The 14870-nt window shown below is 72.9% G+C and carries 14 protein-coding genes; 6 read left to right on the forward strand and 8 right to left on the reverse strand.

The genetic code is table 11. The features are described from left to right. Window positions 1–1012: 1012 nt before the first annotated feature. The 3 genes from serB to ACFVNO_RS30790 all read right to left on the reverse strand — a co-directional run bounded on the left by serB (window position 1013) and on the right by ACFVNO_RS30790 (window position 3849). Window positions 1013–2287 (reverse strand): phosphoserine phosphatase SerB, encoded by a 1275-nt coding sequence (gene serB, locus ACFVNO_RS30780; protein ID WP_355257924.1) that lies wholly within the window; start codon window positions 2285–2287, stop codon window positions 1013–1015. A 111-nt stretch (window positions 2288–2398) separates the two neighbouring features. After that, window positions 2399–3040, reverse strand: a complete 642-nt coding sequence (locus ACFVNO_RS30785; protein ID WP_220564148.1) for a DUF1707 domain-containing protein — start codon at window positions 3038–3040, stop codon at window positions 2399–2401. A 230-nt stretch (window positions 3041–3270) separates the two neighbouring features. Further along, entirely contained in the window at window positions 3271–3849 is a 579-nt protein-coding gene (locus ACFVNO_RS30790) for a TetR/AcrR family transcriptional regulator (RefSeq protein WP_355257920.1), read from the reverse strand. A gap of 91 nt (window positions 3850–3940) precedes the next feature. Between ACFVNO_RS30790 and ACFVNO_RS30795 the strand changes: the two genes are divergently transcribed. Next, on the forward strand, window positions 3941–4387 hold the full coding sequence (locus ACFVNO_RS30795) for an anthrone oxygenase family protein (RefSeq protein WP_378897942.1): 447 nt from the start codon (window positions 3941–3943) through the stop codon (window positions 4385–4387). Between the two features lie 216 nt (window positions 4388–4603). Here the strand turns inward: ACFVNO_RS30795 and ACFVNO_RS30800 are convergent, their stop codons facing one another. Then, complete coding sequence (locus tag ACFVNO_RS30800; protein ID WP_378897945.1) at window positions 4604–5377, reverse strand: hypothetical protein; 774 nt, start codon at window positions 5375–5377, stop codon at window positions 4604–4606. Between the two features lie 79 nt (window positions 5378–5456). On the opposite strand from ACFVNO_RS30800, the gene ACFVNO_RS30805 reads away from it, so the two are divergent. From ACFVNO_RS30805 to ACFVNO_RS30815, 3 genes are all read left to right on the forward strand, one after another. Then, window positions 5457–6242 (forward strand): ABC transporter ATP-binding protein, encoded by a 786-nt coding sequence (locus ACFVNO_RS30805; protein WP_355257914.1) that lies wholly within the window; start codon window positions 5457–5459, stop codon window positions 6240–6242. Window positions 6243–6725: 483 nt separating this feature from the next. Beyond that, window positions 6726–7649, forward strand: a complete 924-nt coding sequence (locus ACFVNO_RS30810) for an SPFH domain-containing protein (RefSeq protein WP_220564153.1) — start codon at window positions 6726–6728, stop codon at window positions 7647–7649. Between the two features lie 203 nt (window positions 7650–7852). Next, window positions 7853–8611 carry a sulfite exporter TauE/SafE family protein gene (locus tag ACFVNO_RS30815; protein ID WP_355257910.1) on the forward strand — a complete coding sequence of 253 codons (759 nt, stop codon included), beginning with the start codon at window positions 7853–7855 and terminating at the stop codon, window positions 8609–8611. Between the two features lie 69 nt (window positions 8612–8680). On the opposite strand, the gene ACFVNO_RS30820 is transcribed toward ACFVNO_RS30815, so the two are convergent. The 3 genes from ACFVNO_RS30820 to ACFVNO_RS30830 all read right to left on the reverse strand — a co-directional run bounded on the left by ACFVNO_RS30820 (window position 8681) and on the right by ACFVNO_RS30830 (window position 11072). Beyond that, window positions 8681–9304, reverse strand: a complete 624-nt coding sequence (locus ACFVNO_RS30820) for an HD family hydrolase (protein ID WP_220564155.1) — start codon at window positions 9302–9304, stop codon at window positions 8681–8683. A 209-nt stretch (window positions 9305–9513) separates the two neighbouring features. Then, a complete protein-coding gene (locus ACFVNO_RS30825) occupies window positions 9514–10473 on the reverse strand; it encodes a S9 family peptidase (protein WP_220565442.1) in 960 nt (319 codons plus the stop codon). Window positions 10474–10481: 8 nt separating this feature from the next. Continuing rightward, complete coding sequence (locus tag ACFVNO_RS30830; RefSeq protein WP_220564156.1) at window positions 10482–11072, reverse strand: TetR/AcrR family transcriptional regulator; 591 nt, start codon at window positions 11070–11072, stop codon at window positions 10482–10484. Window positions 11073–11361: 289 nt separating this feature from the next. Here ACFVNO_RS30830 and ACFVNO_RS30835 point away from each other — a divergent pair, with 289 nt between their 5' ends. Further along, window positions 11362–12840, forward strand: a complete 1479-nt coding sequence (locus ACFVNO_RS30835; protein WP_378897952.1) for an aldehyde dehydrogenase (NADP(+)) — start codon at window positions 11362–11364, stop codon at window positions 12838–12840. Here the strand turns inward: ACFVNO_RS30835 and ACFVNO_RS30840 are convergent. Further along, window positions 12815–13459, reverse strand: coding sequence for a hypothetical protein (locus ACFVNO_RS30840; protein ID WP_378897955.1), 645 nt, complete (start codon window positions 13457–13459; stop codon window positions 12815–12817). The genes ACFVNO_RS30835 and ACFVNO_RS30840 overlap by 26 nt on opposite strands. Window positions 13460–13695: 236 nt before the next feature. Between ACFVNO_RS30840 and add the strand changes: the two genes are divergently transcribed. Beyond that, complete coding sequence (gene add, locus ACFVNO_RS30845; protein ID WP_355257899.1) at window positions 13696–14751, forward strand: adenosine deaminase; 1056 nt, start codon at window positions 13696–13698, stop codon at window positions 14749–14751. Window positions 14752–14870 lie beyond the last annotated feature (119 nt).

Consider the following 14870-nt stretch of genomic DNA (forward strand, 5'->3'; position numbering starts at 1 on the left):
GGTAGGGCGGTACTCGGCCCGGGCCCCGGGGGGTGAGGCGGACTGTGAGGTTTCCAGGTCGGTCACCGTTTGGGGTGGGCGGTCTGTGGTCGCAGCCACGGGTGACTGGTTTCCAAGAGCTGAATCGCCTGGGAGGGTACAGCCGCGGAGCGTGGATCCGTCCCCGCGCAGTCGGCGCCCGGCAGACCACCAGAGGGGTGCGTTGGGCGCACACCCTCAGTGGTGGGGGTGCGCTTTCCGGGGACGGGTCCGCGCGAGGCGCGCGCACCCGCACCGCCTGGAAAGGTTGGGGGCGCCGGCGGCGGTGAAGGGGCTCCACGCTGTCGCCTACTCCCGCGGATGACCGCGGTACGGACGGGAGCGGGGGTGAAAGCCGCACGTACCCACGGGCCTTGGCCCCAGACCGGGCACAGGACCGCGTACCTCAGCCGCCGGGGGTGAAGGCCGCGTGTACGCGCGGGCCCAGACCCCAGGGGGTGTGGGAAGGCGTGATCGCGACCCTCGCCCCAGGGGGTGTTGCCGCACATACCCGCGACCTCGCCCCCAGCTCGGGCACAGGACCGCGACCTCCGCTCCGGAGGGTGTGGGGAGGAGGGGCCGGCCACCTTCGCCATGCGGGTGAGACCCGCACCCTGCCGCCGGCCCCGACCCACGGCACGGGAACGCCTCTACGGCGTTTGCGGCGTGCACCTGGTGGGACCAAGGCCGAGGTTCTGTGTCCGGCCTGGGGCTGAGGTTTCCAGTCGGGCGGGAACCCCCTGGGGCCGAGGCGGGGCGGGAACCCCCTACGGCCTTCGCCCCCGGGGCGAAGGCCCCCGACGCCCACCGGCGGTGGCCGAGGACATCAGGAAGCCGGACACCCGCCCCCGGAGCCGAAGGAGACGAGATCCGCCCTCCGACCGTGGCTCGACCCCCGACAGGCCTACCCCCGACCGCCCTACCCGTCACCCACCACAGCGTTGAAAGAGCCCAAGGGAACGCCTGAGCGGATCAAGCCCACCCCCGCCCCCCGTCACCCCAGGGACGTATGCCCGATGGACGCCGGTTCCGCGTGTGCGTGCAGGTCGGCCGCCTCGATCTCCTCCCGGGTGATCCCCAGGATGAACGCGATCGTGTCCAGGTAGGGCACGTTCACCGACGTGTCCGCCTGCTGGCGGACCACCGGCTTGGCGTTGAACGCCACGCCCAGCCCGGCCGTCTGGAGCATGTCCAGGTCGTTGGCCCCGTCGCCCACGGCGACGGTCTGCTCCAGCGGCACCCCGGCCTCGCGGGCGAACCGCTCCAGCGTGACGGCCTTGCCCTTGCGGTCCACGACCGGGCCCACCAGGCCCCCGGTCAGTTTGCCGTCGACGATCTCCAGCGTGTTGGCGGCGGAGTAGTCCAGGCCGAGCCGCTCCACGAGCACGTCCGTGATCTGCGTGAAGCCGCCGCTGACGATGCCGCACTCGTACCCCAGCCGCTTGAGCGTGCGGATGAGGGTGCGGGCGCCGGGGGTCAGCTGGATCTCCTCGCAGACCTCCGCGATGGCGTCGGCGTCCAGGCCCTTCAGCAGGGCGACCCGGCGGCGCAGGGACTCCTCGAAGTCCAGTTCGCCGCGCATCGCCTGCTCGGTGACGCGGGCGACCTCCTCTTCGCAGCCTGCGTGGGCCGCCAGCAGTTCGATGACCTCGCCCTGGATCAGGGTGGAGTCGACGTCCATGACGATGAGGTGCTTGGCGCGGCGGTGCAGGCCGCTGGGCTGGACGGCGACGTCCACGCCCTGGGTGGAGGCCTCCATGGCGAGCTCGGCGCGCAGCTGCGCCAGGCGGGCGGGGTCGCCCGCGGCGCCGGAGATCTCCATCTCCACGGAGGTGACCGGGTAGCTGGACAGCCGCTCGATCCGGTCGATGTTGGCGCCGGCCCGGGCCACACAGGAGGTGATGGCGCCCAGCGCGCCGGGGCGCAGCGGGTCGGCGAGCACGGTGACGTGCAGCCGTGCGGCGGAGGAGGACTCGTTGACCCGGTTGTGCGCGTCCCCGGAGGCGTAGTCGGCCTCCATGTCGAGGTCGATCGCGGTCTTGTCGAGCGCGTTGCGGACCTCTTCGAAGACGCGGTGGCGGCTCACCCCGGGGGCGACGCGCTCGTCCACCTCCAGGACGGCGCCCAGGACGAGGCGTCCGGCCAGGACGACCTGCTCGAGGTCGACGATGGTCACGGGGAAGACGGAAAGGGTGCTCAGCAGGCGCGCGCTGATCCCCGGACGGTCGCGACCGGTCACCGTCACCGACAACGTGGTTTCATCATTCATGGCGCTGTCCACGGTACTCGGCCGCTCGCCGGCGCCGTCGCGCAGGTCGCTTCTTTTCCCAGCTAGTTCACTATGTGGACACCCGGGCCGGGGTCTTCCCGGGCCCTGGTGTCACTTCTGCTTCTTCGACTTGCGCGGTTTCTTCGCCTTCACGGAGACTCCGCCCAGCATGCAGGTGCCGGTGAGCCGGATGACGGGGGCGTTCGGGTCGGTCACCTGGTCCGTTCCGTGCAGCTCGGTGCCGCCGAGGATCCCGGACGTGTTGTTGATCACCCTGACCCCGTGGGGGACGGTGATGTCGACCCCGCCGAGGATGACGGCGACCTGGATGGTGACCTCGCGGCGGCTCAGGACGGCCTCGCGCAGGTCCAGGTCGACGCCGCCGCACAGGACGGACACGTTGGTGCGGGGCTCGACCAGCCAGCGGCCCTTGCGCTCGCAGCCGCCGAACACGGCGACCATGTTCTCCGAGCCCTTGCTCTGCCCGGCCAGGTCGCGGGCCTCCTGGCCCAGGATCTCCATGCCGTCGGCCGCGTGCGCGCCGTCGACGGCGGTGGGGAACGGGCTGTGCCCGGCAGCGGGCAGGTCGGAGACGATGGGCGCGAGCTCGCCCATGGTCTTGGCCTTGTAGAGGGTGTCGAGTCGTTCCTCGTGCTCCACGGGGGTGAGGCGACCCTCCGCCAGCGCTTCGCGCAGGCGTTCGGCAACCTTGTCACGGTCCGCGTCGGAAGCTCGGATGTGCTCGGGCTGCATGGTGTCGGGTCTCCTCCTCGATCGTGGGCCGGGCGTCGGCCGCACTCCAAGTATGGGTTCGGGCCCGTCGCGGGCGGATCAGGTATCTTCCCTGGCCCTACCCTGAGACTCCCCCTCAGGCCCCCAGGACCAAGGATGCCCCTTCCGGGCCGTACCGGCCAGGGCCGGTACCGGGTCGTGACCGTCGGGCGGGGCAGTGCGCGGTGCGGGCGCCCCGCCCGGACGGCGTGTCAGGCCGCGATGAACCGGTCCACCAGCAGCTCCAGCCTCTGTTCGGCGTACTGCGGCGGCAGCCGCTCCTCCCGGGTCAGGGTGGCCAGCCCGTGCAGGGCGGCCCAGAACACCTCGGTGAACAGCCCCGGGTGGACGCCGTCCCCGGAGACCTCGCCGAGTGTCTCCAGCAGGGCGGCGAAGGCGTCCTTCAGGGGCTCGGGGGTGTCCTCGTGCGCGAAGGCCAGGCCGCCGTCGAGCCGGAACATGGCGTCGTAGACCGCCGGGTTGCGCACGGCGAAGTCGAGGTAGGCGCGGGCGAGGGCGGCCACCCGCGACCGGGGGCCGTCCGCGGCGGCGGTCGCGGCCCGCAGCGCCACGGCCATCTCGGCGGCGCCCTGGAGGGCGACGGCGCCGATGATCTCGCGTTTGCCGCGGAAGTGGCTGTAGAGGACGGGCTGGCTGTACTCGATGCGCTCGGCGAGCCGGCGGGTGGTGACGGCGTCCCAGCCTTGCCGCTCGGCGAGTTCGCGGGCCGTGGCCACGATGAGGCGTTCGCGCTCGGCCCGTTCGCGCTGCTTGCGTTCCTGTACCGACATGGCTTGATTCTAGCACTGCTAGACAATCGAGCGGCGGCAGTATTAGCATCGCATCAAAATCTAGCGGCGCTAGAAACTTGGAGGCACAGCCGTGCTCGTCGCACTGGAGATCGTCACCACCGTGATCGTGGGCCTGATGGTGGGGGTGGAGCTCGCCGTCGCCCTCGTCTTCAACCGGATCCTCGACGCCCTCCCCGAGGACAGCGGCCAGCTCGGCCGGAGCCACGGGGGCCGGATGCTCGGGGCCGTGATGCCGGTCTGGTACATCGGCTCGCTCGTGCTCGTCGGGATCTGGGCCGTCGCCGGGTGGCACCAGGAGGGTGTCGGCCTCGTCGTCACCGCCGCCGCGCTGCTGGTCGTCAGCGTGCTCATGTCGGTCCTGCTGCTCGTCCCGATCAACAACAGGGGCAAGACGTGGACCCCCGAGAACCGGCCCGCCGACTGGAAGCGGCAGATGAAGCGCTGGGACCTCTACCACTACGTCCGGGTGGCCGTCATCACCGCGGCCTTCGCCCTGCTGGTCACCGCCCTCGCCTGAGCCCGCGGCCCCGGACGGACGGCCGGCGAGGCCGGCCGGGGCGGGCCGCGTTCGCCGGCCGGCGGACGCGGCGCCGCGGCTCTCCCCTCCGCGGCTCTCCCCTCCGCCTCTCCTCCACCCCTCCTCGGCCGCGCGCCCGGCGCATGCCGCGGGGGCCGGGCGCCGTACGGGGAGGGCCCGCCGGTCACGGCACGGCACGTGCCCCGGGACGCGGGCTCAGAGGGGGATCGAGGAGTGCGCGGCCACCAGGGCCCGGCGCACGGCCGAGTCCAGCCGGCGCAGGGACCGCGCCCTCAGCTCCGCCTGGTGGGCGCTCATGCCGCGGCCGGAGCGGGCGTCGGCCAGCTCCACGACCGCCGCCAGGCGCGCCGCCTGCTCGGCGACACCGCGGGCGCGCTGCGGGTAGGCGGGCGGGAGCCCTCCGCCGCCCCCGTCGGCGGAGCCCAGCGCGTTCACCCGCCGGCGGACATCGGGGGAGAAGCCGGTGAGGTCGTCGACGCCCTCCAGGTCGCGGGCGACCTCGATGAGGGTGAGCTTGAGCGCCTGCTCGGCCTCGGCCAGGCCGGGTACCTGGGGGATCGTGTCGTTGGCCCGATACGGGGTCCAGGAGACCCCCACGTAGGATGAACCCCGCCGGTCGGTCGTGGGGACCAGCCCCACCTGGCGGTCGGCGAGTCGGAGCAGTACCCCCTCCCGCGCCTCCAGCGCGGCCTGGTTGAACTCCCCGGGGCCGACCAGACCGAGCGGGTCCCCTTGTACGGGCAGTGCCAGCCGGAACGCCGAGGGTCTCGTACCCGGCAGGCCACGAAGTCGTACCAGTGCGGCCCGCAGCGGTACGCCCTCCTCGAAGGGCAGGTCCCCCGGCGGTACGGTCCCGATGAGCTGGGGCCCGCTGTGGCGTTCGACGGCGTCCACGGCCTCGTCCAGGCCGACGTGCCCGGACAGCCAGGCGTTGCCCCAGGCGACGAGTGTTGCGGACGTGGAGTTCATGGCTCCAGGGTAGGTCGGTGCTGCGCCGGCCGGGTCGGCACTGCACCGGCGCGGGACGCGAGTGACGTGAGGGAGAACGATGGACGGTCGGGTTCTGGGGCTGAGCGGTGTCACCGTGCGGCGGGGTGACGCGCTCCTGCTGGACGGCGTGGACTGGTCGGTGCTGGAGGGTGAGCGCTGGGTGGTCCTGGGCCCCAACGGCGCGGGCAAGACCACCCTGTTGAGCGTGGCCTTCAGCCAGCTGTACCCCACCTCGGGCGAGGTGGAGATCCTGGGCGAGCACCTGGGGCGGGTGGACGTGTTCGAGCTGCGGCCGCTCATCGGGTACGCGGGGGCGGCGATCGCCAACCGCATCGAGCAGGGCACGCCGGTCCTCGACCTGGTGCTGAGCGCGGCCTACGGGTACCTGGGCCGGTTCCGGGAGGAGTACGGCGTCCCGGACCTGGGCCGGGCGCGGGCGCTGCTGGGCCACTGGGGCGTCGGCGACCTGGCCGACCGGGAGTTCCACACGCTGTCGGAGGGCGAGCGCAAACGCGTGCTGATCGCCCGGGCGCTGATGTCGGACCCCGAACTGCTGCTGCTGGACGAGCCCGCGGCGGGCCTGGACCTGGGCGGCCGCGAGGACCTGCTGCGCCGCCTGGGCGCGCTGGCCCGCAACGAGGCGGCCCCGGCGCTGGTGGTGGTGTCGCACCACGTCGAGGAGATCCCGGCCGGGTTCACGCACGGGCTGCTGCTGCGCGGGGGCGGTGTGGTCGCGGCGGGTCCGCTGGACGAGGTGATGACGGCCGACAACCTGTCGGAGACGTTCGGCCTGCCCCTGAAGGTGGAGCGCGACGGCGACCGCTGGAACGCCCGGGCGGTCTGACCCCGGACCCGCTCCCGACCTCCGAGAACCCTTCCCCGCTCTCCTCCCGTGCACGGCCGGCGGTCCTCCGCCGGCCGTCCCCTTTTCCCGGATCCCCGGTGACCTCCCTGTCCTCGGCGCCGGGACCGGGGCCGAGGACAGGGTCCGGGACCGACGGCGGGCCGTTGCCGATACCGGGGCCCAGAGTGGACGCTGTCCCAAAACACGGATAAGGGGTACGGAAACAGCGCCATCATATTGACCTTAAATACTGTTCCTGTCCGGATATAGCTCCTTGATGTGACTTCGGGTACCGTCTTCGGCGGTGAGCGGAACGCTCCAATTCGGCGCGCTTTATGATCATCGGGTGGGCGGGGCCGGGCGATGCGCGGTCCGTGCCCGCGTTGCCTGCACCCCCGTCAGGAGAACCGGAGCTGCCCAGATGTCGATGTCGAATACCGCCGCGGCGCATACCGCCCCGGAGCGCGACAAAGGGGTGATCGCATGACCATGGTCATCATCGTCGCCCTTTTCGTCGCCGTTCTCCTTCTCATCTTCTGGCGGAGCGTGCGCATCATCCCCCACTCCATGCAGGACGTGGTGGAGCGCTTCGGCAAGTACCACCGCACCCTGGACTCGGGGTTCAACGTCGTCATTCCGGGCGTCGACCAGGTCCGCGAGCGCATCGACCGCCGCGTCCAGGTGGTGAGCTTCCCGCCGCAGTCCGCCATCACCGAGGACAACCTGGCCGTGGAGGTCGACTCCGCGGTCTACATCCGGGTCGTGGACGCCTACCGCGCCACCTACGAGGTCGCCAACTTCATCCAGGCGGTCGAGCAGCTCACCCTCGCCACGCTGCGCAACGTCATCGGCGGCATGAACCTGGAGGGGACCCTCACCTCCCGCGACCAGATCAACCGCGAACTGAAGGCGGTGCTGGACGAGGCCACCAGCGACTGGGGCATCGAGATCAGCCGCATCGAGCTGAAGGGCATCGAGCCCCCGGGCTCGGTGCAGGAGGCCATGGAGATGCAGATGCGCGCCGACCGCGAGAAGCGCGCGCAGCTGCTCAGCGCGGAGGGCGAGAAGCAGTCCGCGGTGCTGCGGGCCGAGGGTGAGCGGTCGGCGGCGGTGCTGCGGGCCAAGGGGCAGGCGGAGGCGCAGATGCTCACCGCCAAGGCCGACGCCGAGGCCCAGACCCTGCGGGCGCGCGGTGAGGCCGACGCCATCCACATGGTGTTCAAGGCCCTGCACACCAGCAAGGTCGACCCCGACGTGCTGGCCTACCAGTACCTCCAGAAGCTCCCGGAGATCGCCAAGGGCGACGCCAACAAGGTGTGGATCGTGCCGTCCGAGATGGGCCAGGCCATCCAGGGGGTGGGCGCCGCGTTCCAGCGCCTGCGCGACGAGGTCGTGCGGGTGCCCTGACGCCCCCGCCGCGACCCGCAGTGCGGCCCCGGTGCGCCCGAGCGCCCCGGGGCCGCACGGCTTCACGCAAGACCTGCCCCACGGGCCGCAGGGCCCGTCCCGGCGGCCAGTGGATGACCCGATGACCGGCTCACCGGGGCCGCTCTCGTAGGCTGTGGGAGCCCTCGACGGTCGGGGAGCGGAGAAGCCACGAAAGCCGGACTATGGAACTCTGGGAGGCTGCGGCCGTCCTCCTGGCGGGGATCGCCGCCGGGGGGATCAACTCCATCGCGGGGTCGGGGACCCTGTTCACCTTCCCCGTGCTCCTGGCCCTGGGGTACCCGCCGATCACCGCCACCATCTCCAACAGCATCGGCCTGGCGCCCGGCAGCATCAGCAGCGCCATCGCCTACCGCAGGGAGCTGGCCGGGCAGCGCTCCCGGGTCATCAGGCTGGGCGGCATGTCCCTGATGGGGGCGATCACCGGCGCGCTGCTGCTCATCTACCTGCCCGCCGGGGTCTTCGAGAAGGTCGTCCCGTTCATGATCGGCGCGGCCTGTGTGCTGATCATCCTCCAGCCGCGCATCACCCGCTGGGCCCGGGCCCGCAAGCCCGCGCGCAGGGACGGCGGTCCGCTGCTCCCGCTGGGCGCCTACCTGACGGGCAGCTACGGCGGCTACTTCGCCGCGGCCCAGGGCATCATCCTCATGAGCATCCTGGGTGCCGCCCTGGACGACGACCTCCAGCGGCTCAACGGCCTGAAGAACCTGCTCGCGGGGATCGTCAACGGCGTCGCCGCCGTGTTCTACATCGTGCTGGCCTCGCCGTCGTGGCCGGTGGTCGGCCTCATCGCGGTGGGCTCGATCCTCGGCGGCTACCTGGGCGGCCGGTTCGGCCGCCGGCTGAGCGCCGCAGCCCTGCGCGTCGTCCTGGTGGTCGTGGGCCTGTCCGCGGCGATCCAGCTGCTCATGGGCCGGGTCTGACCCGTCCCACCGCGCGGGGGCCCGCCTCCGGCTCCGGGGCGCGCCCGGCGCTCGCGCCCGGGCGGGGGGTCAGGTGCGGAAGTACCCGCGCCGGTCGGCGTCGTCGATGAGCGCCGTCGCGTACGCCCCCAGCGCCTCGGACCCCTCGGCGATCAGCTTGACCTTCTCCATGACCTGGGCCCGGGTGATCCCGAACCGCACCCAGGTGCCGCCCTCGTTGTGCCAGTTCGCGAGCATCGGCGACAGCCGGTCCACGGCCCGGGCGAACCGCGCCTCGGGGGTGACCCTGGCCTCGAACTCCTCCCAGAGGGCGCGGGCGGCCTCGGCCTGGTCCTCGGGGAGCAGCGGGAAGATGCGGTCGGCGGCGGCGCGCTCGCGCTCGGCCTGGGTCTGCGAGTTGACCTGGTCGAACAGGAAGGTGTCGCCCGCGTCGATCTCCACGATGTCGTGCAGCACCAGCATCTCGACGACCCTGTCGATGTCGGTGCCCTCGGGGGCGTACTCGGCGAAGGTGCGCGCGGTCAGCGCCAGATGCCAGGAGTGCTCGGCCGAGTTCTCCCTGCGGGACCCGTCCACCAGCAGGTTCTGCCGCAGGATGCGCTTGAGTTTGTCCACCTCCAGAAGGAAGCGGAGCTGCGCGTTCAACCGCTCGTTGTCGACCCCGCTGGCAAAGACCGGTGCCGGTTCCGTCACGTGGTTCGCCCTCCTGAAGGATGAGTCGAAACGGTCAGGTGGACCGCCCTCGAGCGGTCGCCCCTGGATGATCCCATGGAACGCGGACCGACTGTCGCGGCGGCGTCCGTTAAGGGGACGGCCGGAGATGCGGCGGAGTGCACACGGTGAACGCGGTCTCACGGGGAGGTTGCGGTCGCGCGCGGACCGCCACCGGGGTACCGGACCCCTCACGCACCGCCCCGGACCTGCGCGGAAGCCGTGACGTGCCGGTGGAACCACTCTGTCAGGGCGCGGTCGGCGAGCACGCCGCCGGGGGTGAGCGGGCCCGGTTCCAGCCCGGGTTCGGGGCCGATGGCGTGCGCCAGGTCGGGGATCACGATGTGACGGAGCACATGGTCGGTGCCCTCGGGCGACACGGGTGCGGCGGCCTCCTGTTTCAGGCGGCGGCCGCGCCGCCGGAGCCAGCCCGAACCGCGCTCCTCGGGCTCCGCGGTGCCCGAGAACTCGGCGCGCAGCGCCTCGTGCAGGCCCAGGCCGTGCTCGGGGGGCAGCACGTCGTCCCGGCCGCCGCTGACGACCAGTACCGGGACGCGGCGCCTGGCGACCTCGGGGGCCCGGGAGGTGAAGTCGAACCGCTCGCGGACCGCCAGCGCGTCCTCGGTCCAGCCGTAGGGGGCGCCGCGGTTGCGCTCCCGGGCGGCCAGGACGGGCGCCGGGTCGGTGACCGGGTTGACCAGGGCCGCAGCGCCGACCGGCAGGTCGCCCTCGGCCAGGGACAGCAGGACCGCGGAGGCGCCCGCGCCCACCCCGAGCAGGCCGACCGGGTCGTCGGTGATCGGGAACAGGGAGCGCAGCTCGGCGACCAGCCGCGGCAGCTCGGCCGCGGCCCCCTCGACCACGGGGCCGAACAGCTCCATCAGGTAGTCGCTCTCCCCGCGGCGGCCGATCTCGGGCACCCCGCCCTCGGGCAGCCGGGCGCCGAACAGCGGCAGCCCCGGGTAGACGCGCCAGGCGGGCAGGGAGGCCAGGGGCGCGGTCCCCGCCAGGGCGGCCTCGCTGCGCGGCGGCTCGAACGCGTGCAGGCCCAGGACGAGCGGTGCCGGGTGCGCCCCCGTCGCCGGGGGCAGGGCCAGGAAGGGGATGCCCGCGGCGGTCCCGGCGACCGGGGCGGACCTGCCGTCCAACATGGTGCCGTCTACCACCGCGCCTCGCCTTCGTTGCGCCGGGAGAAGTCGGTGAGGTAGCTGCTCACCAGCCTCTTCGCCTCGTTGATGAGGTCGGGGTCGCCCTCGGGGTCGTTCCGGAACGCCAGCTTGAGCACGGCGTCGGCCGCCTCGACGGCCACGTTGACGGCCCGGTCGAGCTCGTCGCTGTCGGGGATGCCGGAGGCGGACACCACGATCTTGCGCAGCCGGATCGAGATGACCCGGTTGTTGTCGGTGCCGCCGTTGAGCAGCCGGGTGTCGACGATGTCGCCGAAGTGCAGGCTGCGGAAGCCCGGCACGTTGCGGTGCATGTCGATGTACTCGTCGACGATGGCGTCGACGGCGGTGGTCCAGTGGGAGAACGACGTCCCGGCGAGGCGTTCGGTGATCCGGGCGCCGAACTGGTCGAGGAAGCGCAGCCCCAGGGCCTGGGTGATCGCCTTCTTGTCGGGGAAGAACTGGTAGACCGAACCGATCGCGACCCCGGCGCGCTCCGCGATCCGGGTGGTGGACAGGTTGTCGTAGCCGACCTCGTCCAGGATCTCGGCGCAGCAGTCGAGCATCCGCTGGACGCGGAGCATGCTGCGCTGCTGGGCCGGCAGCCTCCGGAGGGGGGCCTGCGCGAAGGCGAGCTCGTCAGTGGAGACACGTGCGTGACCCGACCCGTTCTTGCCTGCGGGGGTCCTCCGCGACCGCGGGGGCGTTGAGCTTCGGGAATTAGTCGTCACAGCACCTATGATGCCGTTCCGGAATCACCTGGTTCCGGGGAAATTCCAGTTTCGTTCTGCGGACTCTTCCTTCCGCGCCACCGTCAGGGCAGGGTAGTGGCGTGCCCGAGGCCTCACAGCCATCGCTTTTGGAGGTTGAGTCATGAACACCCCGCCGACGACCGAGGACTCGCGGGACACCACACCCGAGCAACTCGACGCCGTCATGGAGCGCGCCGCGGCCGCCGCCCCGCTGCTGGCCTCGCTCACCCCGGCCGAGCGGGCCCGGCTGCTGCGGGCCGTCGCCGACGCCCTGGACGCCGCCGCCGACGACCTGGTCCCCCTGGCGCAGGCCGAGGCGCACTACCCCGAGGCCCGCTGCCGCGGCGAGCTGGGCCGCACCACCTTCCAGCTGAGGCTGTTCGCCGACGTGCTGGAGGACGGCACCTACCTGGAGGCCATGGTCGACCCCGCCGACCCCGACTGGGGCACCCCGCGCCCGGACGTGCGGCGGATCCTGGTGCCGCTGGGGCCGGTCGTGGTCTTCGGGGCCAGCAACTTCCCGTTCGCGTTCTCCACCGCGGGCGGGGACAGCGCCTCGGCGCTGGCCGCCGGCTGCCCGGTGGTCGTCAAGGCCCACCCCGGCCACCCGCGCCTGGCCCGGCGCACCACCGAGGTCGTCGTGGCGGCGCTGGCCGCCGCGGGCGCCCCGGAGGGGGCGTTCGCCCTCGTGGAGGGGGTCGAGGCCGGGCGGCAGGCGGTCCTGCACCCGCTGACCCGGGCCGTCGGGTTCACCGGCTCCATCCCGGGCGGGCGGGCGCTGTTCGACCTGGCGGTGTCGCGCCCGGACCCGATCCCGTTCTACGGGGAGCTGGGCAGCGTGAACCCGGTGTTCGTCACCCGGGCCGCCGCCTCCGCCCGCGGCGAGGAGATCCTCGCCGGGTACGCCGAGTCGGCGAACCTGGGCTCGGGCCAGTTCTGCACCAAGCCGGGCGTGGTGTTCGTGCCGGAGGACACCGAGCTCGACGCGCTCGTCGCCGACTTCGCGGGGCGGGCCGCGGCACCGCTGCTCAACGACCGGGTCGCCGACGGGTTCGCCCGCGGGCTGGACACCCTGGCCGGGCACCCGGCCACCGAGGTCCTGGTCCAGGGGGCGGCGGACGGGGACGGCGGCTGGTCGCCGTCGCTGCTGCGCACCGACCTGGACGCGCTGCTGGAGCACTCCGAGGCCCTGCTGGAGGAGTGCTTCGGCCCGGCGACGCTGGTGGTGACCTACGCCGACGAGCGGAGGCTGCTGGAGGCCGCGGGCGTCCTCCAGGGCCAGCTCACCGTCACCGTGCACGGCGAGGAGGACGACGCGATCGCGCCCGCGCTGCTGGCGCTGGGCGCGTCCGTGGCGGGCCGGGTCGTCTGGAACGGCTGGCCCACGGGGGTGGCGGTCACCCACGCCATGACCCACGGCGGGCCGTACCCGGCGACGACCGCGCCGCTGCACACCTCGGTGGGCGGCACCGCGATCCGCCGCTTCCTGCGCCCGGTCACCTACCAGTCGGTGCCGGACGACCTTCTTCCGGAAGCTCTGCGCGACGCCAACCCGTTGGGCGTCCCGCGCCGCCTCAACGGCGCGCCCCCGGCGGTGTGACCCGCCGGGCCGGGGCGGGCCCCGCCCGCCCCGGTCCCCGCTCGGGGAATCCGGGGAAGTACGGGTCCCCGGTGGCGCCCCACGCCTCGTACTTCTCCCGGAAGGCCTCGGCGTATCCCTTTTGGTGCTCTGACACCGACCGGTGCGAGACCGCGGTGAATGCAGAGACGAGACCGCCGAAGGCGGGGAAGAGCAGGTGGGTCGGGGGCAGCGGGTTCTCGGGCCAGACCAGTAACAGGGTGACGGTCGCCGCGCAGAGCAGGGCCCCGGCCCAGTAAAGGGCGGTCGCCCTGCCCGGATACCGGATACCGAACTCCCGCAGCCGCTGCCCGGCGATGACGTACCCGTGTCGGTTCACCCACGGGTGCCAGCCGAGAGCGCCCCGGTTCACCAGACCCTCGGCCGTGACCACATGGTGCAGGTCCGCTGCAGGCGGCAGTGCGCCCTCGGCGGTCAGCTCCAGGGCGTACCGCAGGGTGAGCCGGTACACGGCCGTGCAGAGCAGCGCACACCCCGCCAGGGAGAGGACCGCGTACGACAGGAGAGCGGTCACCGCGGCGCCGACATTGAGGAAGAAACCGCTGGCGGCCAAGACCATCGAGAAGACGGCACCGGCCACCCACGCGGCCGTGAAGGCGTTTCCGCGTGGGTCGTTCTGGCGCCGGACCTTCCTCGCGGCGGCCAGCAGTACTTTGGGATGCGGCGCGGGCGGGGGAGTCGAGGGCCGTGGCGGGAGCATGGGGGATGGTGGGGGAGCCATACCCCCGACCGTATCCGGACACCCTCCTGACGGGTAGGTGTGAGGTTCGCCCGAAGACCTTGGTGGCCGGAGTCGGTCGGCCGTAGTCTCCCGCCATGAGCAGCCACCCGAACCCCGTCCCCGACGCCGTCGAGGCGCTGATCCGCGACCTGCCCAAGGTGGAACTCCACGTCCACCTGGAGGGGTCCATGCCCGCCGAGACCCTCTTCGACCTGGCCCGCCGCCACGGGCTGGAGTCCGTCCCCGACACGTTCGACGCGTTGGAGGCGTGGTACGAGTTCACCGACTTCCCGCACTTCCTCGACGTGTACCTGGCCTCCGTCGAGGCCCTGCGCGAGGAGGAGGACTTCGCCCGGCTCACCGCGGCGGTCGCCGGGCGCCTGGCCGCGCAGAACGTCCGCTACGCCGAACTCCACATCAGCCTGTACACCCACCTCATGCGCGGGGTGCCGGCCCGGGTGGTGTTCGACGGCGTGGAGTCCGCCCGCCGGCAGGCCGAGCTCGACCACGGCATCCGGCTGCGCTGGATCCCCGACTTCCCCACCGACTTCGGGCCGCAGAGCGCCGAGCGGACCCTCGAAGCGGTGCTGGCCGACGCGCCGCCCAGCACGGTCGGGTTCGGGGTGGGCGGTACGGGCAGCACCCTGGTCCCCTACGCCGACGTGTTCGGCCGGGCCCGGGCGGCGGGGCTGGCCAGCCTGCCGCACGCCGGGGAGCACGGCGGTCCGGAGCGGGTGGTCGAGGCCCTGGACCTGCTCGGGGCCGAACGCATCGGGCACGGCATCGACTCCATGCTCGACGGCGACCTGGTGGCGCGCCTGGTCGACGAGCAGGTCCCGGTCGACGTCAGCCCCACGTCCAACGTGTGCACGCGGGCGGTGGAGCGGATCGCCGACCACCCGCTGCCCGCCATGCTCGACGCCGGACTGCTGGTCACGCTCAACACCGACGACCCCACCATGTTCGGCACCGACCTCACCGAGGAGTACCGCACCGTCCACCGGATGGGCCTGGCGCCGGCCGACCTGGTGAGGCTGGCCGCCAACGGAGTCCGGGCCTCCTACCTGGGCACGGCCCACCGGCACGCGCTGCTGGCGGAGATCGCCGAGGTCGCCGCCCGGCACGGGGTGCCGGCCTCCGCCGTGGTCTGACCCCGGGCACGGGCCGGGCGGGGGCGCCCCGGCGGGGCGGCGGCGGGGGGGCCGGGGCGATGGGGGGGGGGGGGGGCAGCGCGCGCCCCCCAACCGGTGCCGGGGGAAGCGACGCGGGG

Origin of the sequence: Nocardiopsis sp. NPDC057823, from assembly GCF_042797335.1 — a bacterium.
In the GTDB taxonomy this organism is placed as follows: domain Bacteria; phylum Actinomycetota; class Actinomycetes; order Streptosporangiales; family Streptosporangiaceae; genus Nocardiopsis; species Nocardiopsis changdeensis.